This window comes from Pseudomonas sp. GV071, assembly GCF_003050835.1.
Taxonomy (GTDB): domain Bacteria; phylum Pseudomonadota; class Gammaproteobacteria; order Pseudomonadales; family Pseudomonadaceae; genus Aquipseudomonas.
In genome coordinates this window covers 365,051-389,483 of the sequence record NZ_QAOJ01000003.1, presented here as the reverse complement: position 1 = coordinate 389,483, position 24,433 = coordinate 365,051, and the positions used below count along the sequence as shown (strand labels likewise).

General features: G+C 62.6%; 18 protein-coding genes. 8 read left to right on the top strand and 10 right to left on the bottom strand.

Features of this window, described 5'->3' with window-relative positions:
• Positions 1-65 precede the first annotated feature (65 nt).
• The 10 genes from C8K61_RS08335 to C8K61_RS08290 form a co-directional block, all read right to left on the bottom strand.
• On the bottom strand, positions 66-1,721 hold the full coding sequence (locus tag C8K61_RS08335; RefSeq protein ID WP_256589386.1) for a GGDEF domain-containing protein: 1,656 nt from the start codon (positions 1,719-1,721) through the stop codon (positions 66-68).
• Positions 1,722-1,984: 263 nt separating this feature from the next.
• A complete protein-coding gene (locus tag C8K61_RS08330; RefSeq protein WP_108095759.1) occupies positions 1,985-3,490 on the bottom strand; it encodes an APC family permease in 1,506 nt (501 codons plus the stop codon).
• 311 nt (positions 3,491-3,801) lie between these two features.
• On the bottom strand, positions 3,802-5,226 hold the full coding sequence (locus tag C8K61_RS08325) for a gamma-aminobutyraldehyde dehydrogenase (protein WP_108095758.1): 1,425 nt from the start codon (positions 5,224-5,226) through the stop codon (positions 3,802-3,804).
• Between the two features lie 83 nt (positions 5,227-5,309).
• Complete coding sequence (locus C8K61_RS08320) at positions 5,310-6,119, bottom strand: ABC transporter permease (protein ID WP_108095757.1); 810 nt, start codon at positions 6,117-6,119, stop codon at positions 5,310-5,312.
• The gene (locus C8K61_RS08315; RefSeq protein WP_108095756.1) at positions 6,109-7,059 is read right to left on the bottom strand and encodes an ABC transporter permease; all 951 of its coding nucleotides are present in this window, start codon (positions 7,057-7,059) and stop codon (positions 6,109-6,111) included. Before C8K61_RS08315 ends, C8K61_RS08320 begins: the two co-directional genes overlap by 11 nt.
• Before the next feature lies 1 nt (position 7,060).
• Positions 7,061-8,101, bottom strand: a complete 1,041-nt coding sequence (locus C8K61_RS08310; RefSeq protein ID WP_108095755.1) for an ABC transporter ATP-binding protein — start codon at positions 8,099-8,101, stop codon at positions 7,061-7,063.
• Between the two features lie 217 nt (positions 8,102-8,318).
• On the bottom strand, positions 8,319-9,479 hold the full coding sequence (gene ydcS, locus C8K61_RS08305) for a putative ABC transporter substrate-binding protein YdcS (protein ID WP_108095754.1): 1,161 nt from the start codon (positions 9,477-9,479) through the stop codon (positions 8,319-8,321).
• A 200-nt stretch (positions 9,480-9,679) separates the two neighbouring features.
• Positions 9,680-11,146, bottom strand: a complete 1,467-nt coding sequence (locus tag C8K61_RS08300) for a gamma-aminobutyraldehyde dehydrogenase (protein ID WP_108095753.1) — start codon at positions 11,144-11,146, stop codon at positions 9,680-9,682.
• A 118-nt stretch (positions 11,147-11,264) separates the two neighbouring features.
• The gene (locus C8K61_RS08295; RefSeq protein ID WP_108095752.1) at positions 11,265-12,176 is read right to left on the bottom strand and encodes a LysR family transcriptional regulator; all 912 of its coding nucleotides are present in this window, start codon (positions 12,174-12,176) and stop codon (positions 11,265-11,267) included.
• Positions 12,177-12,570: 394 nt separating this feature from the next.
• Entirely contained in the window at positions 12,571-14,283 is a 1,713-nt protein-coding gene (locus C8K61_RS08290; RefSeq protein ID WP_158272503.1) for an autotransporter domain-containing protein, read from the bottom strand.
• A gap of 803 nt (positions 14,284-15,086) precedes the next feature.
• Here C8K61_RS08290 and C8K61_RS08285 point away from each other — a divergent pair.
• The 8 genes from C8K61_RS08285 to C8K61_RS08250 all read left to right on the top strand — a co-directional run bounded on the left by C8K61_RS08285 (position 15,087) and on the right by C8K61_RS08250 (position 24,251).
• Complete coding sequence (locus tag C8K61_RS08285; protein ID WP_108095750.1) at positions 15,087-16,709, top strand: methyl-accepting chemotaxis protein; 1,623 nt, start codon at positions 15,087-15,089, stop codon at positions 16,707-16,709.
• Positions 16,710-16,717: 8 nt separating this feature from the next.
• The gene (locus tag C8K61_RS08280) at positions 16,718-17,221 is read left to right on the top strand and encodes a chemotaxis protein CheW (RefSeq protein ID WP_108095749.1); all 504 of its coding nucleotides are present in this window, start codon (positions 16,718-16,720) and stop codon (positions 17,219-17,221) included.
• Positions 17,218-18,444, top strand: a complete 1,227-nt coding sequence (locus tag C8K61_RS08275; protein ID WP_108095748.1) for a protein-glutamate O-methyltransferase CheR — start codon at positions 17,218-17,220, stop codon at positions 18,442-18,444. Before C8K61_RS08280 ends, C8K61_RS08275 begins: the two co-directional genes overlap by 4 nt.
• Before the next feature lie 5 nt (positions 18,445-18,449).
• Positions 18,450-19,136 carry a chemotaxis protein CheW gene (locus tag C8K61_RS08270; protein WP_108095747.1) on the top strand — a complete coding sequence of 229 codons (687 nt, stop codon included), beginning with the start codon at positions 18,450-18,452 and terminating at the stop codon, positions 19,134-19,136.
• On the top strand, positions 19,133-21,391 hold the full coding sequence (locus C8K61_RS08265; protein WP_108095746.1) for a hybrid sensor histidine kinase/response regulator: 2,259 nt from the start codon (positions 19,133-19,135) through the stop codon (positions 21,389-21,391). Before C8K61_RS08270 ends, C8K61_RS08265 begins: the two co-directional genes overlap by 4 nt.
• Positions 21,392-22,399, top strand: a complete 1,008-nt coding sequence (locus C8K61_RS08260) for a chemotaxis response regulator protein-glutamate methylesterase (protein ID WP_108095745.1) — start codon at positions 21,392-21,394, stop codon at positions 22,397-22,399.
• A 67-nt stretch (positions 22,400-22,466) separates the two neighbouring features.
• The gene (locus C8K61_RS08255) at positions 22,467-23,420 is read left to right on the top strand and encodes a PleD family two-component system response regulator (protein WP_108095839.1); all 954 of its coding nucleotides are present in this window, start codon (positions 22,467-22,469) and stop codon (positions 23,418-23,420) included.
• Positions 23,421-23,537: 117 nt separating this feature from the next.
• On the top strand, positions 23,538-24,251 hold the full coding sequence (locus C8K61_RS08250; protein ID WP_108095744.1) for a tellurite resistance TerB family protein: 714 nt from the start codon (positions 23,538-23,540) through the stop codon (positions 24,249-24,251).
• Positions 24,252-24,433 lie beyond the last annotated feature (182 nt).

Sequence of the window (24,433 nt, the reverse complement as noted above, 5' to 3'; positions counted from 1 at the left end):
GAGGTAACTGAAGGGTGGACTCAGGGGCAGGGCAGATGGTTCAGCCTGATCGACCGGGGGTGGCCCTAGCGCAGCGCCAGCATTGCGGCCTTTTTGTAGAACATCGCCGAGTCGGCCTTGGACATCAGCTCGTCGAGGTGCTCGCCGGCCTGTGGATAAATCGCCACGCCGAGGCTGGCCGACACGCATAGCTCACGGCCCTGCCAGTGCAGCGGTTTAGCGATGGCCTGGCAGATCTGCTCGGTGAGGCGGTAGATGTCATCGGCGTCATGCACGCCATCGAGCAGCACCACAAACTCGTCGCCGCCCATCCGCGCGGCCATGTCGGCCTCGCGGATATTGGCGCTGATGGCGTGGGCCGCGTGCACCAGAATCGCATCGCCGGCCTGGTGGCCGTAGGAGTCATTGATCTCTTTGAATTTGTTCAGGTCCAGGTAACACAGGGCCAGGCGCTCGCCATTGCGCTTGGCGGTGAGCAGCTTCTGGGTGGCGTAGGGAATAAAACTGTTGCGGTTGGGCAGGCCGGTGAGGCTGTCGTGAAAGGCCAGGGCCCGTACTTCCTCCTCGGCCACAATGCGCCGCTGAATTTCCCGCTGCAGGCGCCGCTGGCTGTTGAGCAGCACCAGCACCACCACCAGAATGGCCGCGCAGCCCAGGCTGATCAGCATGATGATGGTGCGCAAACGCTCCACCAGTTGCGGCGGGTTGGGGTCGTACACAAAGCCGTCGAGGCGGCCCATGCTTGGCACCATGCCCTGTTCCTTGAATGCCTCGGCCATACGCAACCAGCGCCCGGCATTCATATGGCCAATCTCCACCAGGTCGGGGAGGATCAGCCCGCGCATGGCCTGGGCTTCGAACTGCAGATGCTCACGGGTTTTCTGCACGTGGTACTTGCTGATCAACAGCTCAATGATTTCGTCCGGGTGCTCCATGGCGTAGCGCCAACCTTTGAGCGTGGCGCGGCGGAAGGCGGCCACGCGCATCGGGTTTTCCTCGGTTTCGGCCTCGGTGGTGAACAGGATATCGCTATAAAAATCGATGCCGTAGGTGCTCGGCGACAGCACGCTGTAGGGCACGCCTTTCTGCTTGAGGTAGAACGGCTCGTTGGTCAGGTAGGAGTTGAACGCCTGCACCTTGCCGCTCACCAGGTCGTCGACGTCATAGCTGCTGGGTTGCAGATCAAGGGTGGCGGGGTCGATGCCTTCGCGGCTGAACATGGTCAGAAAGTCGGCATCGGTCTGCGCATTCATCAGCATCACGCGCTTGCCCACCAGGTCGTGCACGGTGCGGATGCCGGCGTCGGTGCGGGCCAGCAGCACCGAGGGCGAATGCTGAAAAATTGCCGCCAGGGCCACCAGGGGTTGGCCGTTCAGGCGTTCGAACAGCAACTCGCTGTTGCTCTCGCCGTACTGCGCGCGGCCTGCCAGCACTTCTTCCACCGGCGTTTTGCCCGGAGCGCCTTCGTGCAGGCGCACCTCGAACCCTTCTTCGCGGTAGTAACCCTGGGCGATGGCGGCGTAATAGCCGGCGAACTGGAACTGGTGTTTCCAGCGCAGTTGGAAGTCGATGGTCTGCAGATGGCCGGGCGGTGGCAATACGGCGGCGGGGCTGGGTGCACTGGCAAACAGCGGCAATAGCCAAGCGAACAGCCACAGGTGCCGCCGCGTCGCACGTCGAGAGGTGATGGGCCGATCCTGGCACAACAGCGAATGAGGCATGGCATCTTCCATGAGCAGCGGTCACAGCCGGCTGCTCCGAGCTAACTGTGGGTGCCTTGCGCGCATCATGCCTCTAGTTCCACAGGCCGCGCAATCGCTGGCATGTAGCGAATTTGATGCAGTCGGATTGTCCGACGTTTCCGTTCACCGCCAAGGAGATTTGCCCAGTTACGTGGCTGAACCTTGGCAGTTCGCAAGCCGCTCCTACAGGAATCCAGAACCAGAAACAAAAACGCCCGGGGTTAGCCGGGCGTTGGTACGGGTTAAACCGCGTCGCCTATAGCGCCCTTGGGCGCATGTTTGCTTCCTGCCAACTTCCACGCATCACCGGCGGGCGCCGTGCCGGTTTCGTAAGGTTTGCGCAGGACCATGTAGAGCAGGCCCAAGCCGATGACGATGGCAGTCGACAACGGCATGCCGTAGTTGACGTACCAGGCGGCATCCGGCGAGCGTGGCCAGGCCATGTTGATGATTGCCAGCACGCCGTACACCAGTGCGCCGATGTTCACTGCCATGCCCCAGCCGCCGAGGGTGAAGGCACCGCTCGGTTTCCAGCCACGCAGGCGGGCGAACAGCGCGCCGCTGACGATCATCTGGAAAGCCAGGTAGATGCCGATGGCGGCAAAGCTGACGATGGTGGCGATGGCGTCTTGCAGCACGAAGCCCAGGCAGATCACGATCGCCGGCAGCACGCCGCACACCAGCAGGGCGGTGGTCGGTACGTGGGTGGTCGGCGAGAGTTTTTTCAGCAGGCTGCTGCCGATGATCATCTCGTCACGGGCATAGGAGTACAGCAGGCGGCTGGCGGCCGCTTGCAGGCTCAGCACGCAGGAGATGAACGAGACCATGACGATGCCCATCACCACTTTCGAACCGGTTACACCGAAGGCGTTGTTGAGGATGGTGGTGACCGGGTCCTTGTCGGTGCCATTGATCACCGCGCTCATGTCCGGCACGGCCAGAATCAGCGCCAGGCAGGCGAACATCGCGGCCACCCCGCCGACGTAGATGGTCATGCGCATGGCCTTGGGAATGCTCTTGCTGGCGTTCGGGGTTTCTTCGGCCACATCGCCGCAGGCCTCGAAGCCGTAGTAGAGGAACATGCCCGCCAGGGAGGCGGTGAGGAAGGCCGGCAGGTACGAGCCGTCAATGGCGATATCGAAGGTGTTGAACAGCACGCTGAACGGCTGATGACGTTCGAAAATCAGCAGGTAAATACCCACCACCAACGCGCCCAACAGTTCGCAGATAAAGCCGAACATGGCGATGCGCGCCAGCACCTTGGTGCCGCTCAGGTTGACCACGGTGGCGATCACGGTCAGCGCCAAGGCGATGCCGATATTGGTGCTGTTGCTTGGCTCAAAGCCGAGCATTGCAGCCATGTACGGGCCAGCACCTACGGCAACGGCGGCGATGGTCACCACCAGCGCCCAGGCATACACCCAGCCCACCATCCACGCCCAGCGCTTGCCCACCAGGCGACGGGCCCAGGGGTAAACACCACCGGAAATCGGGAACTGCGAAACCACTTCACCGAAGATCAGGCACACCAGCAACTGACCCAGACCCACCAGCAGGTAAGCCCAGAACATCGGTGGGCCGCCCGCTGCCAGGCACAGGCCGAACAGGGTGTACACGCCCACTACCGGCGACAGGTAGGTAAAGCCCAGGGCGAAGTTTTCGGTGACGCTCATGCTGCGTTTGAAGTTGGACGTATAGCCCAGCGCGCGTAATTGCTCCGCGTCGCTGTCGGCGATGTGATCGCTCATTTTTGTAGCTCCTCTAAGAGTGATGGCAGCTGTTTTGATCTGCCCCGTTGGGGCTGTTTTTATTAAGTTGGCCAGGGCAAAAAACGGCCCAGGCGAACTTGCCGCATCCCGGAAAAAGCCCGCAGTTCACCCCGCTGTCGTGCACAAAAACAGCGCCGGGGGAGGGTGAAATGGGTACCTACAACCTCACAGCCACCACCGTCATTCCGGCGTAGGCCGGAATCCAGAATCGAGAGTCGGACCACCCGAATCGTAGGGTCCTACATTCTGGATCCCAGCCTGCGCTGGGATGACGGTGGTGGTGGCTTGAATCAGTGCTTGAACATCACATGGCGAACCGTGGTGTAGTCCTCCAGCCCGTACATCGACATGTCTTTGCCGTAGCCCGAGAGCTTCTGCCCGCCGTGGGGCATTTCGCTGACCAGCATGAAGTGGGTGTTTACCCAGGTGCAGCCGTACTGCAAACGGGCGGCGAAGCGGTGGGCGCGGCCGACGTCGTGGGTCCACACCGAAGAGGCCAGGCCGTAGTCGGAGTCGTTGGCCCAGGCCAGGGCTTGGGCTTCGTCGTTGAACTCGGTCACCGACACCACCGGGCCAAAGATTTCCCGGCGGACCACTTCGTCATCCTGCAGCGCGCCGGCCAATACCGTCGGCTCGAAGAAGAAGCCCGGGCCGTCGACTTTTTTGCCGCCGGTGAGCACCTTGATATGCGGGATGGCGCGGGCACGTTCGACGAAACCGGCCACGCGGTCCAGGTGCTGCTGAGTAATCAGCGGGCCCAGCTCGGTGCCTTCGTCGTCCTGCACGCCGTACTTGATGGTGCTTACGGCTTCGGCCAGCTTGGTGACGAATTTTTCGTAGATGCCTTTCTGCGCGTAGATGCGGCAGGCGGCGGTGCAGTCCTGGCCGGCGTTGTAAAAACCGAAGGTACGGATGCCTTCCACGGCGGCGTCGATATCGGCGTCGTCGAAGATCACCACCGGCGCTTTGCCGCCCAGCTCCATGTGCATGCGCTTCACGGTGTCGGCGGTGCTGGCAATGATGTTGCTGCCGGTAGCCACGGAGCCGGTGAGCGAGACCATGCGCACTTTCGGGTGGCCGGTCAGCGGCGCGCCCACGGTTGGGCCACGGCCGAACACCACGTTGATAACGCCAGCCGGGAAGATGTCGGCGGCCAGCTCAGCCAGGCGCAACGCGGTCAGCGGGGTTTGCTCGGATGGCTTGAGCACCACGGTGTTGCCGGCAGCCAGGGCCGGGCCGAGTTTCCACGCGGCCATCATCAGCGGGTAGTTCCACGGCGCGATGGAGGCGACTACGCCCACCGGGTCGCGGCGAATCATCGAGGTGTGGCCCGGCAGGTATTCACCGGCGGCCGAGCCACCCATTACGCGGCTGGCGCCTGCGAAAAAACGGAACACGTCGGCAATCGCTGGCAGCTCATCATTCAGCGCGGCGCTGTAGGGCTTGCCGCAGTTCTGCGATTCCAGCCGGGCCAGTTCCTCGGCGTTGGCGTCGATCACATCGGCGAGCTTCAACAGCAGCAGCGAGCGGTCTTTCGGCGCGGTCTGCGACCAGCTGTCGAAGGCCGCATCGGCAGCGCGCACGGCGGCATCTACCTGGGCTTCGCTGGCCTCGTTGATAGAAACCAATTCGGTGCCCAGCGATGGATTGAGCACGGCTTGGGCGGCGCCTTCACCGGCGACCAGTTGGCCATTGATCAGCAGTTTGGTTTGCATGGCTTAATCCCCTCTTTCAGGTTGTTCGATACCGCTGTAGGAGCGGCCGGGCGGCTGAAGCCGCTCCTACAGGGTTTTGTGGGTTATTTACCGCCACTACCGGCCACGCTTTCCCCGCCCTTGGTCAGGTAATACGCGCCCAGGATCGGCAGCATGGTCACCAGCATCACCAGCATGGCGACCACGTTGGTCACCGGCACATCACGCGGCCGGCTCAATTGGTTGAGCAGCCACAACGGCAAGGTGCGCTCGTGGCCAGCGGTAAAGGTGGTGACGATGATTTCGTCGAACGACAGGGCGAACGCCAGCATGCCGCCCGCCAACAAGGCCGAGCCGAGGTTGGGCAGGATGATGTAGCGGAAGGTCTGCCAGCCGTCGGCGCCGAGGTCCATCGAAGCCTCGATCAAACTGTGCGAGGTGCGGCGGAAACGGGCGATCACGTTGTTGTAAACGATCACCACACAGAAGGTGGCGTGGCCGACCACGATGGTGAAAATCCCAGGCTCTATTCCCAGCGCCTTGAACGCCGTGAGCAGCGCCAGGCCGGTGACGATACCGGGCAGGGCGATGGGCAGAATCAGCATCAGCGACACGCCTTCCTTGCCGAAGAAATCGCGGCGGTACAAGGCAGCGGCGGCCAGGGTGCCGAGCACCATGGCAATCAAGGTGGCCAGGCAGGCGATCTGCAGGCTGAGCTTGATCGACTCGAGCACATCGACGCGGCCGAAGGCGACGCTGAACCAGTGCAAGGTGAAACCCTGCGGCGGAAAGCTGAACGCCGACTGCTCGGTGTTGAAGGCGTAAATGAAGATGATCAGGATCGGGAAGTGCAAGAACACCAACCCGCCCCAGGCCGCCAGTTTCAGGCCCCAGGAAGCGCGCTCAGAGTGCATCGAAGGCCCCCAGACGTTTGACGATGGACAGGTAGATGGCGATCAGCACGATCGGCACCAGGGTGAAGGCGGCGGCCATGGGCATATTGCCGATGGAGCCTTGCTGGGTATAAACCATGTTGCCGATGAACAGCCCGGGCGGGCCCACCAGCTGCGGCACGATAAAGTCGCCCAGGGTCAGGCTGAAGGTGAAGATCGAACCGGCAGCGATGCCCGGCACCGACAACGGCAGAATCACCTGCATAAAGGTTTGTGCAGGCCGGGCGCCAAGGTCGGCGGAGGCTTGCAGCAAGGACGGCGGCAAGCGTTCCAGCGACGCCTGAATCGGCAGGATCATGAACGGCAGCCAGATGTACACGAACACAAAAAACCGGCCGAGCTGCGAGGTCGACAGCGTGCTGCCACCCACACCCGGAATGCCGAGGATGAACTGCAGCAGTGGGGTCAGGTGCAGTTGCTCGACGAACCACTGCACCACGCCGCCTTTAGCCAACAGCAGGGTCCAGGCATAGGCCTTGACGATGTAACTGGCCCACATCGGCATCATCACCGCGATATAGAAAAACGCCTTGGTCTTGCCCGTGGTGTAACGCGCCATGTAATAGGCGATGGGGAAGGCCAGCGCCGCGCTGGCCAGCGACACGGCGATGGCCATGCCCAGGGTGCGCAGAATGATGTCGTAGTTGGCCGGTTCGAACAGCGCCAGCAGGTTGGCCCAGGTCAGGTCCGGGGTGGCGGCCATGGCCATTTCGTCGTAGGTGTACACGCCCTGCCAGAGGAAGGTCAGCAGCGGGGCGAAATAGATCACCCCGAACCACAGCAAGGGCGGCACCAGCAGCATCGCCAGGTACAGGTTGGGCTTGCGGTACAGCAGGTTCGACAGGCGATGCAACGGCCCGCCTGATGGGGTGGCTGTAACGGGAGTGGACAAGGCGGTCATCTCACCGGCCCTCGACATCGGTCAACGCCACCATGGCCTCGCGTGCCCAGCGCACGCTGACCTGCTGGCCCGCCTGGAACGCCGGCGCATTCTGCTGCCACTGGGTGTTGGCCTGGCTGACGCTGAGGTTCTGGCCGTTCTCCAGCTGCACTTCAAAACGGGTGGCCGCGCCCTGGTACTGCACGTCGTGCAGCAGGCCGGTGACTAGCACGTCGCTGCCCACGCCTTCGCTGTTGGTCGCATCGAGCAGACGGATATGTTCCGGGCGAATCGAGAAAGGCGAAGCGCTGCCAGTGAGCAATTGCGCCAGCTCGCCACGCAGCACGTTGGAGGTGCCCACGAACTCGGCCACGAACGGCGTCGCCGGTTTCATGTAGAGGTTGCGCGGGGTGTCGACCTGCTCGATACGGCCCTTGTTGAACACCGCCACGCGGTCAGACATCGACAGCGCTTCGGTCTGGTCGTGGGTGACAAAAATAAAGGTGATGCCCAGTTGGCGCTGGAGCTTTTTCAGCTCGCTTTGCATCTGCTCGCGCAGCTTCAAATCCAGCGCGCCGAGGGGTTCGTCAAGCAGCAGTACGCGTGGGCGATTGACCAAGGCACGAGCCAGGGCCACACGCTGACGTTGGCCACCGGACAGCTGCACCGGCTTACGGTCGCCGTAGCCGCCCAGGGCCACCATGCCCAGTGCTTCTTCGGCACGTGTCAGGCGCTCGCTTTTGCCTACGCCTTTTACTTTCAGGCCATAGGCCACGTTGTCGCGCACGTTCATGTGCGGGAACAGGGCGTAGTCCTGAAACACCGTGTTGACGTCACGCTGGTACGGCGCCAGGCCCACGGCCTCTGCACCATGAATACGGATCGAGCCTGCGCTGGGTTGTTCGAAGCCGGCGATCAGGCGCAAACAGGTGGTTTTGCCCGAGCCCGAAGGGCCGAGCATGGAAAAGAATTCGCCATCCTGGATGTCGATGGACACCCGGTCTACGGCCTTGACGTCGCCGAACACACGGGACACATCGGTGAATTGCACTGCAAGGGTCATAACAAACTCCAGGAATCAAAAACCACCCACCACCGCCCGAACCGATCAGGGTTTGCCGACACAAAATGCGGTCGGGTGGGGTGGGTGTGAAACACAAACAAAAAACGAACGCCGGTAGGGATTTTTGTGGGAGGGGCTTTAGCCGCGATGCGCTTGATCTTGAAAAAAAGCTCGCGGCTGAAGCCCCTCCCACACAGGGCGGTGGAGGAGCGAAGAACTACCTACCACCCATGATCGCGATGAAATCTTGCGTCCATTTGCTGTAGGGCACACACGCATCCTGGGTCTTGCACTTGGCCTGCGGGGTCTTCCAGAACGCGATCTTGTCGAACTGGTCGTAGCCATTGGTGGCGCAGCCTTCAGCACCCAGCAGCTCGCTGGCTTTGCACGCTACCGGCACGGCTGGCACCGAACCGAACCAGGCGGCGAGGTCGCCTTGCACCTTGGGTTCCAGCGACCAGTTGATCCACTTGTAGGCGCAGTTCGGGTGCTTGGCTTCGGCGTGCAGCATGGTGGTATCCGCCCAGCCGGTGACGCCTTCTTTGGGGAAGGTGGTGGCAATCGGTTGGCCTTCGGTTTTCAGGGCATTGGCCTGATAGGGCCAGGCGCTGGAAGCAACCACGCCTTCGTTTTTGAAGTCGCTCATTTGCACGGTGGTGTCGTGCCAGTAGCGGTGGATCAAGTCGTGCTGTTTACGCAGCAGATCGAGCACGGCGGCGTACTGGGTTTCGTTGAGCTCGTACGGGTCGTTGATCTTCAGCTCGGGCTTGGTGTTTTTCAGGTACAGCGCGGCATCGGCGATGTAGATCGGGCCGTCATAGGCTTGCACGCGGCCTTTGTTCGGCTTGCCGTCCGGCAGGTTCTGGGCGTCGAACAACACGCTCCAGCTGTCCGGGGCTTTCTTGAAGACGTTGGTGTTGTACATCAGCACGTTCGGGCCCCACTGGTAGGGCGCGCCGTAGGTTTTGCCGTCGACCACATACCACGGCGCGTCTTTCAGACGGCCGTCGATGGTCTTCCAGTTAGGCACCAGCTCAGGGTTGATCGGCTGCACGCGCTTGCCATAGATCAGGCGCAGCGAGGCATCGCCAGACGCGGTGACCAGGTCGTAGCCGCCCTTGGTCATCAGGCTGACCATCTCGTCGGAGGTGGCAGCGGTTTTCACGTTGACCTTGCAGCCGCTGTCCTTCTCGAACTGGGTCACCCAGTCGTAGTTCTTGTCGGTCTCGCCGCGTTCGATATAACCAGGCCAGGCAATGATATCCAGAGCGCCTTCACCAGCACCCACAGCTTTCAGCGGCTCGGCGGCCTGGAGGCTGGCGCTGGCCAGCAGGGCGGTGGCCAACGCACTTAATAGAGCGGTTTTGTTCACGAACATTTAGGTATCCCTCTTCTCTGTTTTGTCGGGGCAGTTGAACGTCGTGTTGCGTTCGAGCTACTGCGCTCGGCCATGCTGCGTTGGTGGGGTTGGAAAAAATGCTCATTGGCAGTAGCCAACTGCGTTTTTTTCCAACCCCGCCGCCTTGCCTGACCTTCGCTCGCTACGCTCGATTTTTCTTATAAAAAACTAAAAACCGCTCAATCCGTGAGCTGACCATGGCGGGCCATGATGTGGCGCACCACGCTGTAGTCCTCCAGCGAGTCGCTGGACAGATCCTTGCCGTAACCGGAGCGCTTGAGACCGCCGTGGGGCATCTCGCTCACCAGCAAGAAATGGCTGTTTATCCAGGTGCAGCCGTATTGCAAACGGGCCGCCACCTGCATGGCTTTGTCGAGGTTTTGCGTCCAGATGGAAGAGGCCAGGCCGTATTCGGAGTCGTTGGCCCAGTCCACGGCCTGGCTGAGTTCGTCAAAGCGGGTCACGGTGACCACGGGGCCAAACACTTCGCGCTGAACGATTTCGTCGGTCTGCTTGCAGCCGGCCAGCAGGGTGGGCTGGTAGTAGAAACCGGGGCCGGAATGCACGGCGGCGCCGGTGATGCGTTCGATATGCGGTTGGCCGAGTGCGCGTTCGACAAAGCTGGCGACCCGGTCGCGCTGGCGGGCGCTGATCAGCGGGCCAATCTCGTTGTCGGTGTCGCGCTTGCGGGCAAAACGCAGGCTGCTGACGGCTTCACCGAGTTCGGCGACGAGGCGATCGTGGATGCCAGCCTGGGCGTAGATGCGGCAGGCGGCGGTGCAGTCCTGGCCGGCGTTGTAGTAGCCGTAGGTGCGCACACCGTCGACTACGGCCTTGAGGTCGGCGTCGTTGCAGACGATTACCGGCGCTTTGCCGCCCAATTCCAAGTGGGTGCGTTTCAGGGTTTTGGCGGCGGCCTGGAGGATTTTCTGGCCAGTGACGATATCGCCGGTCAGCGACACCATACGCACTTTGGGGTGGCTGACTAGATGGCTGCCGACGCTTTCGCCACCGCCGCCAATCAGGTTGATTACCCCTGGCGGCAGCAGCTCGGCCAGCACCGGCGCCAGGGCCAGAATCGACAGCGGCGTGTGTTCGGAAGGTTTGAACACCAACGTGTTGCCAGCGGCGAGGGCGGGGGCGATTTTCCACGCGGCCATCATCAGCGGGTAATTCCACGGTGCAATTGATGCCACGACGCCAATGGGATCGCGCCGCACCATGCTGGTATAGCCGGGCAGGTATTCGCCAGCGAGCTGGCCGGTCTGGCAGCGCACGGCACCGGCGAAGAAACGGAATACATCCACCGCCGCGTTCAGATCGTCCTGCCGGGCCAGGTGTTCCGGCTTGCCGCAGTTCAGGGCTTCCAGGCGCGCCAACTGATCGGCGCGTTGCTCAATGGCGTCGGCAATGCTTAGCAGCACACGGGAGCGTTGTTGCGGGGTGGTGCGCGACCAGTCGGCAAAGGCGCGGTGGGCGGCAGAGATAGCGGCTTCCACCTGATCGGTAGAGGCTTCGGCAATGCGGATAAGCGTTTCGCCCGTGGCGGGGTTGAGAATCGGCTCTACAAAGCCTTCGCCGGCGACGAGTTGACCATCAATCAACAGTTCGCTGAAAAAGGGCGTTGTGGTTGCAGCTCCGGCCATCGGGTTCGCTCACTGTTGTTTTTCTACCGGCATATGAAATGCCTTGATACGAATGGCAACAGAGACTAGTGGCGGGTCTTGCAGGCGACAAATTCTTAATACTGAAGGCTGCGTTCGATTAAATAGATGGCCGGCGGGTGTTGAGCTGTTCGCGGGCCACCGTCAGGAACGGGTCGACCAGCGCAGGCCGCGCCGTGCCTCGCCGCCAGGCCAGGCCGACGTCCAGGGTTTGGGTTAAATCCACCACTGCGCGGGCTTCGATGATGTCGCCCTCCAGGGACCATGGGCGATACGTCATATCCGGCTGAATAGACAGCCCCAAGCCCGCCGCCACCAGGCTTCGCACCGCTTCGGTCGAGCCGGTGCGCAACGTGACGTTGGGCTGCAAGCCGGCGCGCGACCAGATGCGTTGAGCGTTCAGGCCCATCTCATCCACATTCAGCTGAATCATTGGCTCGTTGACGATATCCGCCAGGCTGATGCTGTCGTGCTCCAGCAACGGGTGCTGCGGCGGCAGCCACAGGCGCAACGGCGAATGGGTGAGTACCTCGGTTTGCAGGGCGTGGCGGTCTTCCAGGTTGGACAGGATGAGCACGCCCACATCGATCTCGCCGCTCACCAGCAAATGCTCGATATACGGGCGCTCGTCCTCCATCACGCGGATTTCCACGTTGGGGTAGGCCCGTTGGAAGCGGGTGATCAGATCCGCCAGGTAATAACCGGCCACCAACCCGGTTACCCCGATGGTGAGCTGGCCGGCAACCTGGTCGGTGCTCTGTTGCAGGCTGCGTTTGGCGTTATCCACCGTCGCTAAAATCAAATGCGCCTGGCGTAGGAACTGGTGGCCCTGGTGGGTTAGCGACATACCCTTGGCGTGCCGGTTGAACAGGTTGACGCCGATTTCCTGCTCCAGCTGCTGGATAGCCAGGGTGAGCGTGGACTGGGAAATAAACACCGCCTGGGCGGCGGCAGAGATCGAACCGGTTTCAGCCACCGCAATGAAATGGCGGATTTGGCGGAGGGTCATCATGGCGGTTGGCGGCTCTGTGCGGGCGTGGTGCAGAGAAAATGCCATGAGAATTATGGATTGGATAGGGTTGGTATCGTTTATGTCGAATGGACTGCAGGAAAAACATCGCGGCTGAAGTCGCTCCTACGGACCCGTGAACCCCGTAGGAGCGGCTTCAGCCGCGATCCCTGCAAACGAATTTCCAATGGCTGGAATCGGCGTTTGCCTCAACCCTCTCCCCTAGCCCCTCTCCCGCGAGCGGGAGAGGGGAACCGATCACCGATCGCCACACCAACGCGGTCCGCCCCCTCTCCCGCCTGCGGGAGAGGGCTGGGGAGAGGGGCCCCTTACCTTTTTGCCCAACCCAAAAAAAAGCCCGTCACACGGACGGGCTTACTTACTCAATCTTCAACCATCAAAACGCATAGCTATATTTCACCCCCACCCCAATCACCGACCTGTCGCCTTTAAAACTACCCCCCGACAACTGCAACCCAACCCCCAGCGTGGAGTTCTCATCCAGCGCATGGCTATACCCCAGCGCCCCCATCGGGACCACGCGGCGTTTATCCGCGCGGCCATCGAGCTTGAACCGGCTCAGGCCTGGCACGTTCGAGTGCCCTTCAATCGCCGGAGTCTGGTCGTGTAGCAACGTATCCACCGCCAGGCTCAAATGCAGGGTGCCTTTGGCGTTAATCGGTGTAGCGCTGCGCACGCCAACAGTGGCGTAGGTTTGGCTGCTTTTTGAGCTGTCGACGGTCAGCGGGAACGCCACATTGCGCTCAGTGAAACCGTCTTGCCCGGTGCGGGCATGGCTCAGGGACACTTCTGGCGTCACCAGCGAGGTGCCGACCTGCACACCGTAGTGGGCGGCAACGCGCACGGCGGTGCTGCTCATTTTCAGGTTGGCGCGGGCGCGCTGCACATCGGTCAGGCCAACGCCACGTTCAAATGTGTTATCGCTTTTGCCCAGCGCAACACTGGCGCTGCCACCCCAACCGGTGTTGTCCGAATTTTGCTGGTAGGCGCTCCACAAACCCAGACCAAACGCTTTGTTCTGCTCAGCGTCCTGGTCCTTCAACGTGCTAGCGCCAATGCTCAGTGTGGCGCCGGCGGTGAATTGCTCATTGAAACGCAGGCCGCCGCTGAGTTGCAGGTCATTCTGGTAATCGCTGTTATCAGCGCCGCCAGCGTAACTCTGTCTGCCGCCGCCCAGGCAATAGGTTTGGTTGATGCCGGGTTGGCATTGCTGCTGAGTGAGATCGCGCAGACGGCGGGTTTGGTTGCTGACCAATTGGTTGACCGTGTCGGCGCTTTGGATCAGGGAGGTTTGCAGGTGGTCGAGGTCTTGTATTACGCCGGCAGGGGTGCCGAAGGCGGCGTTCCAGATAAAGGCGCGACCACCGCTGTCGCCGACTACGGTGTTGCCGTCGTCGGAGACGTTGGTAGCGATGCTGTAGCTTTGGCCGGAGAGCACACCCAAGCTGGTCATGCCGGTAGGTTCGGTCCAGCGGAAGGCAGTGTCGCCGCTCTGGCCCACCACCACAGATCCGTCGGCGTTGACGTCGTTCGCAACGCTGGAGTTGCCCGGCGTTTTATCGAGGTCTTGCATTCCGCCCGCTTCCGTCCATCGAAAGGCATGTGTTTGCCCGTCGATTAGCTGGCTGGAGCCCACAATCACCGAGCCATCCCGATTGGCGGCGTAGGCTTGGCTTATCGTTCCACCCAGCGAACCAAGGTCAGTGATGGTGCCCGAAGCAACGTCCCAGCGAACGGCTTTATAGTCAGCTGCGTAGCTGGGCCCTACTTTGTAGGTGGCCCCCACTACAACTTGGCCGTCGCCGCTTATTCCGTTAGCCCAGGCACCGGCATCCCCTGGCAGAGTGCCGAGGTCTTGCATGTTGCCGGCTTTTGTCCAGAGAAAAGCGCGAACTTCGTTGGCGGAGTTGTACGCGTAACCAACAACCGCGTTGCCGTTGTCGCTGACCCCGCTGGCTCCGCTTACAGCTCCACCCAACGTACCCACGTCGGTGAAGCCGTCATCCACTGACCAGATATAGGCGTGACGGTTATCACTTTGACCGACAATAGTTTTCCCGTCATAGCTCACCGCGTTGACTGTTGCCATTGATCCAACTTGGCGGTAGCCCCCGTCTTTACTCCAGGTAAAAAGTTGATAGCCAGACGAACCTGGTACTACTCCCGCCACTACTTTGCCGTCGCCACTAATAGCACGTGAGCGCGGAGCATCCACCCCCGAAAAGATCTCAAAATCCAACATCACCGCCGCTGCCGGCTGAGCGGCTAGCAGGGCCAATGTTGAAAGGACCGTGGTGAAAAGCAAGCGCCAAGGCGCGAGCGCCTGGCTCAAGGGGGAACGGGGAAAGGAAAGGCTTTTCATCACGATGGCCTGTAGGAAATATTGAAGCGGCCAGCATCGGCAATGCAGGGTGGAGGTTGCTGTCATCTGATTCTTGGTAGTGCGTAGGGATGCAGTGCGGCGTTGTGTAGGGGAAGCCTTACAGGTGCGGGCTGTGCGGGCGGGAGCGCCCGGGCGGCAAGGCGGGGAGGAATGGCCCTTCGGGCTTTTGCCTATGGGATTGTCGGCTTGAGGCTTGTCAGGTTGTTTGTCGGGTGGGCAGAGGGCAGCCTCGATAAACTTCAGTCAAAACGCATAACGGTACTGGCGGCGGTGGTAAAAACGGCGAAGGCGGCTTAGCCCAATCGCCCCAACCGAGCACCGTCGTTGGCTCAATCCAGCCTACTCCCAGCCCGAAATAACGCTGTTAAGTCGTTGATTCACTTACCTCCTGCTACGCTTGAAAACTTGCGCCTGTGTAGGGCGCGTCTTACAGTCGCTGGCATTGGCGCGCCACCTGGTGCCGCCAGCTCGAGCCGTGCGCTAGCACCGTTCTCAGTGGGGAGTGAAGTGTGAAGAACTGGACCCTGCGCCAGCGCATTCTGGCGAGTTTTGCGGTGATCATTGCCATCGTCATTCTGATGGTGGCAGTGGCGTATTCACGCTTGGTGGCCATTGATGCCGGCGCCCGGCAGGTGGCTAACGACGCCATGCCCGGGGTGTATTTCAGCTCCTATATCCGTAGCTCCTGGGTCGACAGTTTTATCCTCGCCCAGCAGGTGGTGGGGCTCTCCGATGAGCAGGTGATTGCTCCGGCCGTGCTGGCCGAGTTCAACAGCAATGATGAAAAGCTGATGGCGCGGGTGGCGGAGTACCAGAAGTCGATTTTCGACGCGGAAGACAAAGCCCACCTCGACGCCTTTCTGGTGCAGCGCGAGGCCTTCAACAAATTGCTCGCCGAAGTGCTCGGCCAGTTCCAGCAAGGCCAGCCGCTGGTAGCGCGCAAAATTCTCAACGAGCAATTGCGCCCGGTCTGGAACAAAGGCCGCGAGCAGTTGTTGGCCATGGTGCAGTTCAATAAAGACCGTGCCGACGTGGCCACCACCAACATCACCAGCCAGGCCGCCGGGGCCAAGGTGAGCATGGTGCTGTCGCTGTTGTTGGTGATTGCAGTGGCGATGATCAGCGGTTTTATTCTGATGCGCGCGATCATGGGCCCGCTGAACAACCTGGCGCAGATTCTTACGGTGATGCGCACCGGCAACCTCACCACCCGTTTTAATGACGTGCGCCGCGACGAGTTCGGCGCGGTGCAGAGTGGCTTCAATGCCATGGTTGATGACCTCACCGCGCTGGTGTCGCAGTCGCAACGCTCGGCGGTGCAGGTGACCACCTCGGTAACGGAAATCGCCGCCACCTCCAAACAGCAGCAAGCCACGGCCACCGAAACCGCCGCCACCACCACGCAGATCGGCGCCACCTCGCGGGAAATTGCCGCCACCTCGCGCGACCTGGTGCGCACCATGGGCGAGGTCAGTTACTCCGCCGAACAAGCGTCGGCCCTGGCCGGTGCCGGGCAGGTGGGTTTGCTGCGCATGGAAGACACCATGCGCCAGGTGATGGGCGCCGCCGAGCTGGTGAACGCCAAGCTGGGCATTCTCAACGAGAAGGCCAGCAACATTAATCAGGTGGTGACCACCATCGTCAAAGTGGCCGACCAGACCAACCTGCTGTCGCTGAACGCCGCCATCGAAGCGGAAAAAGCCGGCGAGTACGGCCGTGGTTTCTCGGTGGTCGCCACCGAGGTACGGCGCCTGGCCGACCAGACCGCCGTGGCCACCTACGACATCGAGCAGATGGTGCGCGAAATCCAGTCGGCGGTGTCGGCCGGGGTAATGGGCATGGACAAGTTTTCCGAGCAGGTGCGTCGCGGCATGAGCGAGGTGCAGGAGGTCGGCGAGCAGCTCTCGCAAACCATCGACCAGGTGCAGGCGCTGGCGCCGCGCGTGGTGGTGCTCAACGAGGGCATGCAGGCGCAGGCCACTGGTGCCGAGCAGATCACCCAGGCGCTGACCCAGTTGGGCGAGGCCACCGGGCAGACCGTGGAGTCGCTGCGTCAGGCCAGCTTCGCCATTGAAGAGTTGAATCAGGTGGCCGGCAGCCTGCGTAGCGGCGTGTCGAGCTTCAAGGTCTGAGGCCGACCATGGCCAGCCCTTTGCAGCCGGCGCATGGGCACAAGGCGCCGCTGTACCTGTTGTTTTCCCTCGGCGTGGAACGCTACGCCCTGGCCGCACGCGACGTGGTGGCGGTGCTGCCCCGGGTGCCGGTGAAAACCATTGCCGGTGCGCCCGTTTGGGTGGCCGGGGTGTTTGCCTTTCGCGGCCACCTGGTGCCGGTGCTCGACCTCAGCCAGCTCAGTCTTGGCACCCCGGCGCTGGCCCGTACCAGCACGCGCACGGTGCTGGTCCATTACCAGACCGCCGATGGCCGCACGCTGCCGTTGGGGCTGGTGCTGGAACAGGCCAGCGACACCCTGCGTTGCAACCCCGATGACTTTCGTGATCTCGGCCTGAGCAACCCGGACTCGCCCTACCTCGGCCCGGTGCTGGAAACCGCCCATGGCCTGGTGCAGCGCATTCAGATCGAGCAATTGCTGCCTGCGGCGGTGCAAGCGCTGCTGTTTCCCGCTGAAGGGTTGGCGCCATGAGCATCGACCCGCGCTTCGAGCAGCTGCTTAAAGACAGGATCGGCCTGGACGCCATCACCGTTGGCGCCTCGGTAATCGATCGGGCGGTGCGCCGTTGCATGGCGGCGGTGCCGGGGCGTGATGTCGAGGTCTACTGGCAGGATCTGCAGAATTCCGAGGCCGAGCTGCAAGCGCTGATTGAAGCGGTGATCGTGCCCGAGACCTGGTTTTTCCGTTACCCGGAGTCCTTCGCCACCCTGGCGCGCCTGGCCTCGCGGCGCATCGCCGAGTTGGCCGGCAGCCGCCCGCTGCGAGTGCTCAGCCTGCCGTGCTCGACCGGTGAAGAACCCTATTCGATTGCCATGTGCTTGCTGGATGCCAACCTGGCGGCAGAGGCTTTCAAGGTTGATGCGCTGGATATCAGCCCGCTGTCCATCGAGCGCGCCAGCGCAGGCCGCTACGGGCGCAATTCGTTTCGTGGCGAAACCTTGAGTTTTCGTAACCGCTATTTCACCGCCGAGGGCAATGGCTACCTGATCAATGAGCGGGTGCGCCAGCAGGTGCGCTTCCAGGCCGGCAACCTGCTCGAACCCGGGTTGTTGGCGGGGGAACAGGCCTATGACGTTGTGTTCTGCCGCAACCTGCTGATCTATTTCGACGTGGCCACTCAAGAGCAAACCTTGCAGGTGCTCAAGCGCCTGACCCGCGATGACGGCGTGCTGTTTATCGGCCCGGCTGAGGCCAGCCTGTTTACCCGGGTGGGCATGCAGTCGCTGGCTATCCCGTTGTCGTTTGCCTTCCGCCGTCAGGCCCTCGCCGAGGCGACGCCGGTGGTGACTCCGCCGGTTGTGCGTCGGCCGTTGCCGCCGGTGCCGGTTCCTCGCCCGGTGGCCAAGCCCGTGGTGAAAAAAGCCCCGGTGGTGGCGGATGACAGCGCCGAGCAACTGGCGCTTATCGCCAGCCTGGCCAACCAGGGCCACAGCGCCGAAGCGCGGCAACGCAGCGAGGCGTTTCTCGTCAGCCATGGCCCGAGTGCCGAAGTATTTTATTGGTTGGGGCTGCTCTGCGAAGTGGAACACGACGCCAGTGGCGCCCAAGGTTTTTACCGCAAGGCCCTGTACCTGCAACCCCAGCACCCGGCCGCGCTGGCGCAGCTGGCGGCGCTGTTGGCAGCCCAGGGCGACCAGGCTGGCGCCCAGCGTTTGCAAGCGCGAGCGCAGCGTGGAGTCGGGCGTTATGAGTAACCGCGATGAATGAAGTGAGCCTGAGCCTGCACGGCGGCGACCGTGATGTGGACGACTGCTGGAACCGTATCGGCATTCGCGGCGACAAGAGCTGCGCGAAGCTGATCGAGCATGTGCATTGCCGTAACTGCGAGGTGTATGCCGCCGCTGCCACACGCCTGCTCGACCGCTACAGCCTGAGCCAGGAACACGTGGCGCTGTACGACCAGACCAAGGACACCCAGCAGCAGGCCACCCAGTCGCTGATCGTGTTTCGCCTCGGTGATGAATGGCTGGCCCTGGCCACCCGCACGCTGGTGGAAGTGTCGCCCCTGGCGCCGATTCATTCGCTGCCGCACCAACGCTCGCGGGCCTTGCTCGGTGTGGCCAATGTGCGTGGCGCGCTGGTGCCCTGTGTGTCGCTGAGCGAACTGTTGGGCCTGGATGCCGGCACCGCCACACGCAGCGGGCGAGTGGTGCCGCGCCTGCTGATTCTCGCCGCCCAGGGCGGCAATGTGCTGGCGCCGGTGGACGAGGTGCTGGGCATTCATGCCTTTGATGAACAACAGGTACTGGAGGCCAGCGCCAGCCAGTCCGGGCAAAGCGCGGCGGGCGGCAAGTTCACCCGCGGCGTGTTGTTGTGGCAGCAGCGCAGCGTGCGTCTGCTCGATGAAGACCTGCTGTTGCACGCTGTGATGCGGAGCCTGACATGACCCCGGATCAGATGCGCGATGCCTCGATGCTGGAGCTGTTCCAGCTGGAAGCCGAAGCCCAGGCCCAGGTGTTGAATGCCGGCCTGCTGGCGCTGGAACGCAACCCCACGCAAGCCGATCAACTGGAAGCCTGCATGCGTGCGGCGCATTCGCTCAAGGGTGCGGCGCGCATTGTCGGCATCGACGCCGGAGTGGGCATCGCCCATGTCATGGAAGATTGTCTGGTCAGTGCGCAGAACGGCCAATTGCGTCTGACCCCGGAACATATCGACGCGTTGCTCAAAGGTACCGACCTGCTGTTGCGGGTGGCCAAGCCGGATTCCGGCGTGACCCCTGGCGACGTCGCTGCCTTTGTCGAGGCCATGGACATCATGAGCCGTGGTGGCCTGATGGCCATGCAGGAAAGTCGCCTGGCAGCGCCGGAGCCGGAGCTGACCACACAGCCGTTGCCGGTTACGCCTGAGCCGACGCCGCCGGCCGTGGTCGCCGAAGAGGCACCGGTGGCGGATGCCGGTGGCGAGCGAGTGCTGCGGGTGACCGCCGAGCGCTTGAACCGCCTGCTCGACCTGTCGAGTAAATCGCTGGTGGAGTCGCAACGGCTAAAACCCTTCCTCACCTCCATGCAACGGATGAAACGCCTGCAGACGGGCGCCAGTCGCACCCTCAACGGCGTGCACGATGCCCTCAACGAGGCCAACACCGACCCGCAAACCCTGGAACTGCTGGCCGATGCCAGGCGCCTGGTGGATGAATGCCAGCAACTGCTGACCCAGCAGGCCAGTGACCTCGATGAATTCAGCTGGCAGTCGGAACAGCGTGCGCAATTGCTTTACGACACCGCCCTGGCCTGCCGCCTGCGGCCGTTCAACGATGTGCTGCGTGGCCAGGAGCGGATGATCCGCGACCTGGCCCGCGACCTCGGCAAGCAGGTGCGTCTGGACGTGGAGGGGAAGAAAACCCAGGTCGACCGCGAGGTGTTGGAAAAACTCGAAGCGCCGTTGGTGCACCTGCTGCGCAACGCTGTCGACCACGGTATCGAAAGCGCCGAGGCGCGGACGCGGGCGGGTAAACCGGCGGAAGGGGTCATTAGCATCAAGGCCCGCCATCAGGCCGGTTTGCTGGTGCTGGAATTGAGTGACGACGGCGCCGGTATCGATTTGCAGCGTCTCAGTGCGGCGATTGCCCAGCGCCAGTTGTCGACCCCGGAAACCATTGCGCAGATGAGCGAGGAAGAGCTGCTGAGCTTCCTCTTTCTGCCGGGCTTCAGCATGCGCGACACGGTCACCGAAGTATCTGGCCGCGGCGTTGGGCTGGACGTGGTGCAGCACATGGTCCGCCAGTTGCGCGGCGCCATCGAGTTGCGCCAGGTGCCGGGACAGGGCGCCACCTTCCACCTGGAAGTGCCGCTGACCCTGTCGGTGGTGCGCAGCCTGGTGGTGACGATCGGCGGCGAAGCCTACGCGTTTCCGTTGGCGCAGATCGAACGCATGCTCGAACTGGCGCCCGAGGACATCGTGCAACTCGAAGGTCGCCAGCACTTCTGGCACGAGGGCCGGCACGTTGGCCTGGTGGCCGCGCACCAGTTGTTGCAACGGCCGGAGGGTGAGGCCTCGGCCGGGGATATTCGCGTGGTGGTGATTCGCGAGCGCGACGCGGTGTATGGCGTGGCGGTGGAACGGTTTATTGGCGAGCGCACCCTGGTGGTTCTGCCCATCGATGCGCGCTTGGGCAAGGTGCAGGACATCTCCGCCGGCGCGCTGCTGGATGACGGCACCCCGGTGCTGATCCTGGATGTGGAAGACATGCTGCGCTCGGTGGAAAAACTGCTCAGCACCGGTCGCCTGGAGCGCATCGACCGTGGTCGCCAGGCCGGCGCGGTGGCGCGCAAACGGATTCTGGTGGTCGACGACTCGCTGACCGTGCGCGAGCTGGAACGCAAGTTGCTGCTGCAACGCGGCTACGACGTGGCCGTGGCGGTGGATGGCATGGACGGCTGGAACGCGTTGCGCTCCGAGCATTTCGATTTACTGGTGAGCGATATCGACATGCCGCGCATGGACGGCATCGAGCTGGTCACCCTGATTCGCCGCGACAACCGCTTGCAGTCGTTGCCGGTGATGGTGGTGTCGTACAAAGACCGTGAAGAAGATCGCCGCCGGGGCCTGGATGCCGGCGCCGACTATTATCTGGCCAAGGCCAGTTTCCATGACGAAGCGCTGCTGGATGCGGTCGTCGATCTGATTGGAGAGCCGTAGGTGAAGATCGGGATCGTCAACGACATGCCCCTGGCGGTCGAGGCGTTACGCCGGGCGCTGGCGCTGGAGCCGGCGCATGAAGTGATCTGGGTGGCGGTGAACGGCGCCGAGGCGGTGGCCAAGTGCGCCGAGCACAAACCGGATGTGGTGCTGATGGATTTGATCATGCCGGTGATGGATGGCGTCGAAGCCACCCGGCAGATCATGGCCAAGACCCCGTGCGCGATTGTGGTGGTAACGGTCAACTCGCAGCAGAGCGTCAACCGCGTGTTCGAGGCCATGGGCCATGGCGCTATGGATGTGGTCGACACCCCGACGCTTGGCGTCGGCGACCCGCGTGAAGCCGCCGCACCGCTGTTGCGCAAGATTCAGAATATTGGCTGGTTGCTCGGTCAGCGCGAGAAAAAACCGGCTGCCAGTGCCCAGGACGCGGCGCCAGGGCGGCAACGCCAGGCGTTGCTGGCGATTGGCGCCTCGGCCGGTGGGCCGGCGGCGCTGGAAATTCTGCTACGCGGTCTGCCGGCCGATTTTCCCGCCGCCGTGGTGCTGGTGCAGCATGTCGATCAGGTGTTTGCCGCCGGCATGGCCGAATGGTTGTGCAGCGCCTCGAACATGCCGGTGCGCCTGGCCGTGGAGGGGGAACAACCGCAGGTGGGCACGGTGCTGCTGGCGGGCACCAACCACCACTTGCGCCTGGTCGAGGATGGCAGCCTGCGCTACACGGTGGAGCCCAGCGAGCATATTTACCGACCTTCGATAGATGTGTTTTTCCAAAGCGTCGCGCAGTATTGGCAAGGTGAGGCCATGGGCGTACTGCTCACCGGCATGGGCCGCGACGGCGCCAATGGCCTGAAATTGCTGCGCGAGCGGGGGTTTCACACCATCGCCCAGGATCAGCAGAGCTCGGCGGTGTACGGTATGCCCAAAGCGGCCGCCGCCATCGACGCCGCGGTGGAGATTTGTGCGCTGGAGGCGATTGCGCCAACGTTGTGCCGGCGATGGTCGTAGGTTTGGCAATGGAACAACCATTTGTGATCGGGGTAGTGGCGCAGTGATTAACGACGAAAACGCCGTGATGGTGTTGTTGGTGGATGACCAGGCGATGATTGGCGAAGCCATTCGCCGCGCCCTGGTGAACGAGCCGAACATTGGCTTCCACTTCTGCTCGGACCCCCACCAGGCGGTGGCGCAGGCCATTCAGATAAAACCGACGGTGATCATTCAGGATCTGGTGATGCCGGGGGTGGACGGCCTGTCGCTGGTGCGTGCCTACCGCGCCAATCCGGTGACGGCGGATATCCCGATCATCGTGCTGTCGACCAAGGACGACGGCATGGTCAAAAGCTCCTCGTTCGGTGCCGGCGCCAACGACTATCTGGTCAAGCTGCCCGAACCCATTGAGCTGATCGCGCGCATTCGTTACCACTCGCGCTCGTTCCAGATGCAGCTGCAACGCGACGAAGCCCACCGCGCGCTGCGTGAAAGCCAGCAGCAGTTGATGGAAACCAACCTGGTGCTGCAACGGCTGATGAATTCCGACGGCCTGACCGGGCTGTCCAACCGCCGCCACTTCGATGAATACCTGGAAATGGAATGGCGCCGCGCCATGCGCGAGCAGAGCCAGCTGTCGTTGCTGATGATCGACGTCGACTACTTCAAGGCCTACAACGATGGCTTCGGCCACCTCAAGGGTGACGAGGCGCTGCACTATGTAGCCGAGGCCATCCGCGCCGGCTGCAGCCGCCCCTCGGACCTGCCGGCGCGTTACGGTGGTGAGGAATTCGCGATGGTGCTGCCGAGCACGTCGTCCGGCGGTGCACGCTTGGTGGCCGAGAAGATCCGCCGCGCCGTGGAGAGCCTGAATATTCCCCATACCTCGCCGCAAGAGGGCTCGGTGCTGACCGTCAGTATTGGTTTGGCGACCATGTTGCCGCAGCAGGGGGAAGAACATCGGTTACTGATCCAGAGCGCGGACCGGGCGTTGTACCAGGCCAAGAATGCCGGGCGTAATCAGGTGGGGATGCTGTAGCCGGTTCGCCTCGATCCCGCAGGTTTCCAGAGCAACATCCGCAAACACTCTTGTGCAGGGCTTTTGCCCGGTTTGGTTCTAGTCTGCCGGTCGGTTTATTTGACGATTGGAGGCTGTATGAACACCCGTGGCTTACTCGATCAGTTGCTGAAGTCCGGCCAGGATCTGCTGCAGAACAAGGCCGGCGGCGTTGCCAAGCCGGGCCAGAGCGGCAAGTCTGGCGGCCTGCTGGATAGCGCCAACCTCGGCAGCCTGCTCAGCGGTGCCGGTGGTGGCGCCCTGGCCGCCGGGGCCATGGGCCTGCTGCTGGGCAACAAGAGTGCACGCAAGCTGGGCGGTAAAGCCCTGACCTATGGCGGCCTTGCCGCGTTGGGCGTGATCGCTTACAAGGCCTACGGCAACTGGCAGGCCAACCAGGCCGCCGGTGCGGCCAATACCCCGGAACCGCAAACCCTCGACCGCTTGCCGCCGGCCCAGGCCGAGCTGCACAGCCAGGCCATCCTCAAGGCTCTGGTGGCTGCCGCCAAGGCCGACGGCCATGTCGATGCCCGCGAGCGACAGTTGATCGAAGGCGAGTTCGTCAAACTGAGCAATGACGCCGAACTGAACCGCTGGCTCGACCTGGAGCTGAACAAACCGCTCGACCCCGCCGACGTCGCCCGCGCCGCCAGCACCCCGGAAATGGCCGCCGAAATGTACGTGGCCAGCGTGCTGATGGTGGATGAAGAACACTTTATGGAGCGCGCCTACCTGGATGAGTTGGCCAAGCAGCTCAAACTGGAGCCGGCGCTGAAGGTGGAATTGGAGAGCCAGGTGCGCCAGGCGCTGTAAAGCAACGGCCCCTCACCCCTAACCCATCTCCCGCAAGCGGGAGAGGGGAATTTATTCTCCGCCATACCTCTGGACCTCACTCGGTCGGCTCCCTCTCCCGCTTGCGGGAGAGGGCTGGGGAGAGGGCCGCAGCAAACACCATTCCCCCCGATTACCGGCTGCAACCCTTGCAGCGACTGGGG

Coding starts and splice junctions, on each gene's coding strand:
- C8K61_RS08250 (WP_108095744.1), top strand. CDS start 23,538: ATGAACACCCGTGGCTTACTCGATCAGTTGCTGAAGTCCGGCCAGGAT.
- C8K61_RS08275 (WP_108095748.1), top strand. CDS start 17,218: ATGAGCATCGACCCGCGCTTCGAGCAGCTGCTTAAAGACAGGATCGGC.
- C8K61_RS08255 (WP_108095839.1), top strand. CDS start 22,467: ATGGTGTTGTTGGTGGATGACCAGGCGATGATTGGCGAAGCCATTCGC.
- C8K61_RS08330 (WP_108095759.1), bottom strand. CDS start 3,490: ATGAGCGATCACATCGCCGACAGCGACGCGGAGCAATTACGCGCGCTG.
- C8K61_RS08265 (WP_108095746.1), top strand. CDS start 19,133: ATGACCCCGGATCAGATGCGCGATGCCTCGATGCTGGAGCTGTTCCAG.
- C8K61_RS08280 (WP_108095749.1), top strand. CDS start 16,718: ATGGCCAGCCCTTTGCAGCCGGCGCATGGGCACAAGGCGCCGCTGTAC.
- C8K61_RS08300 (WP_108095753.1), bottom strand. CDS start 11,146: ATGGCCGGAGCTGCAACCACAACGCCCTTTTTCAGCGAACTGTTGATT.
- C8K61_RS08325 (WP_108095758.1), bottom strand. CDS start 5,226: ATGCAAACCAAACTGCTGATCAATGGCCAACTGGTCGCCGGTGAAGGC.
- C8K61_RS08310 (WP_108095755.1), bottom strand. CDS start 8,101: ATGACCCTTGCAGTGCAATTCACCGATGTGTCCCGTGTGTTCGGCGAC.
- C8K61_RS08290 (WP_158272503.1), bottom strand. CDS start 14,283: ATGGCAACAGTCAACGCGGTGAGCTATGACGGGAAAACTATTGTCGGT.
- ydcS (WP_108095754.1), bottom strand. CDS start 9,479: ATGTTCGTGAACAAAACCGCTCTATTAAGTGCGTTGGCCACCGCCCTG.
- C8K61_RS08315 (WP_108095756.1), bottom strand. CDS start 7,059: ATGACCGCCTTGTCCACTCCCGTTACAGCCACCCCATCAGGCGGGCCG.
- C8K61_RS08335 (WP_256589386.1), bottom strand. CDS start 1,721: ATGCCTCATTCGCTGTTGTGCCAGGATCGGCCCATCACCTCTCGACGT.
- C8K61_RS08295 (WP_108095752.1), bottom strand. CDS start 12,176: ATGATGACCCTCCGCCAAATCCGCCATTTCATTGCGGTGGCTGAAACC.
- C8K61_RS08320 (WP_108095757.1), bottom strand. CDS start 6,119: ATGCACTCTGAGCGCGCTTCCTGGGGCCTGAAACTGGCGGCCTGGGGC.
- C8K61_RS08270 (WP_108095747.1), top strand. CDS start 18,450: ATGAATGAAGTGAGCCTGAGCCTGCACGGCGGCGACCGTGATGTGGAC.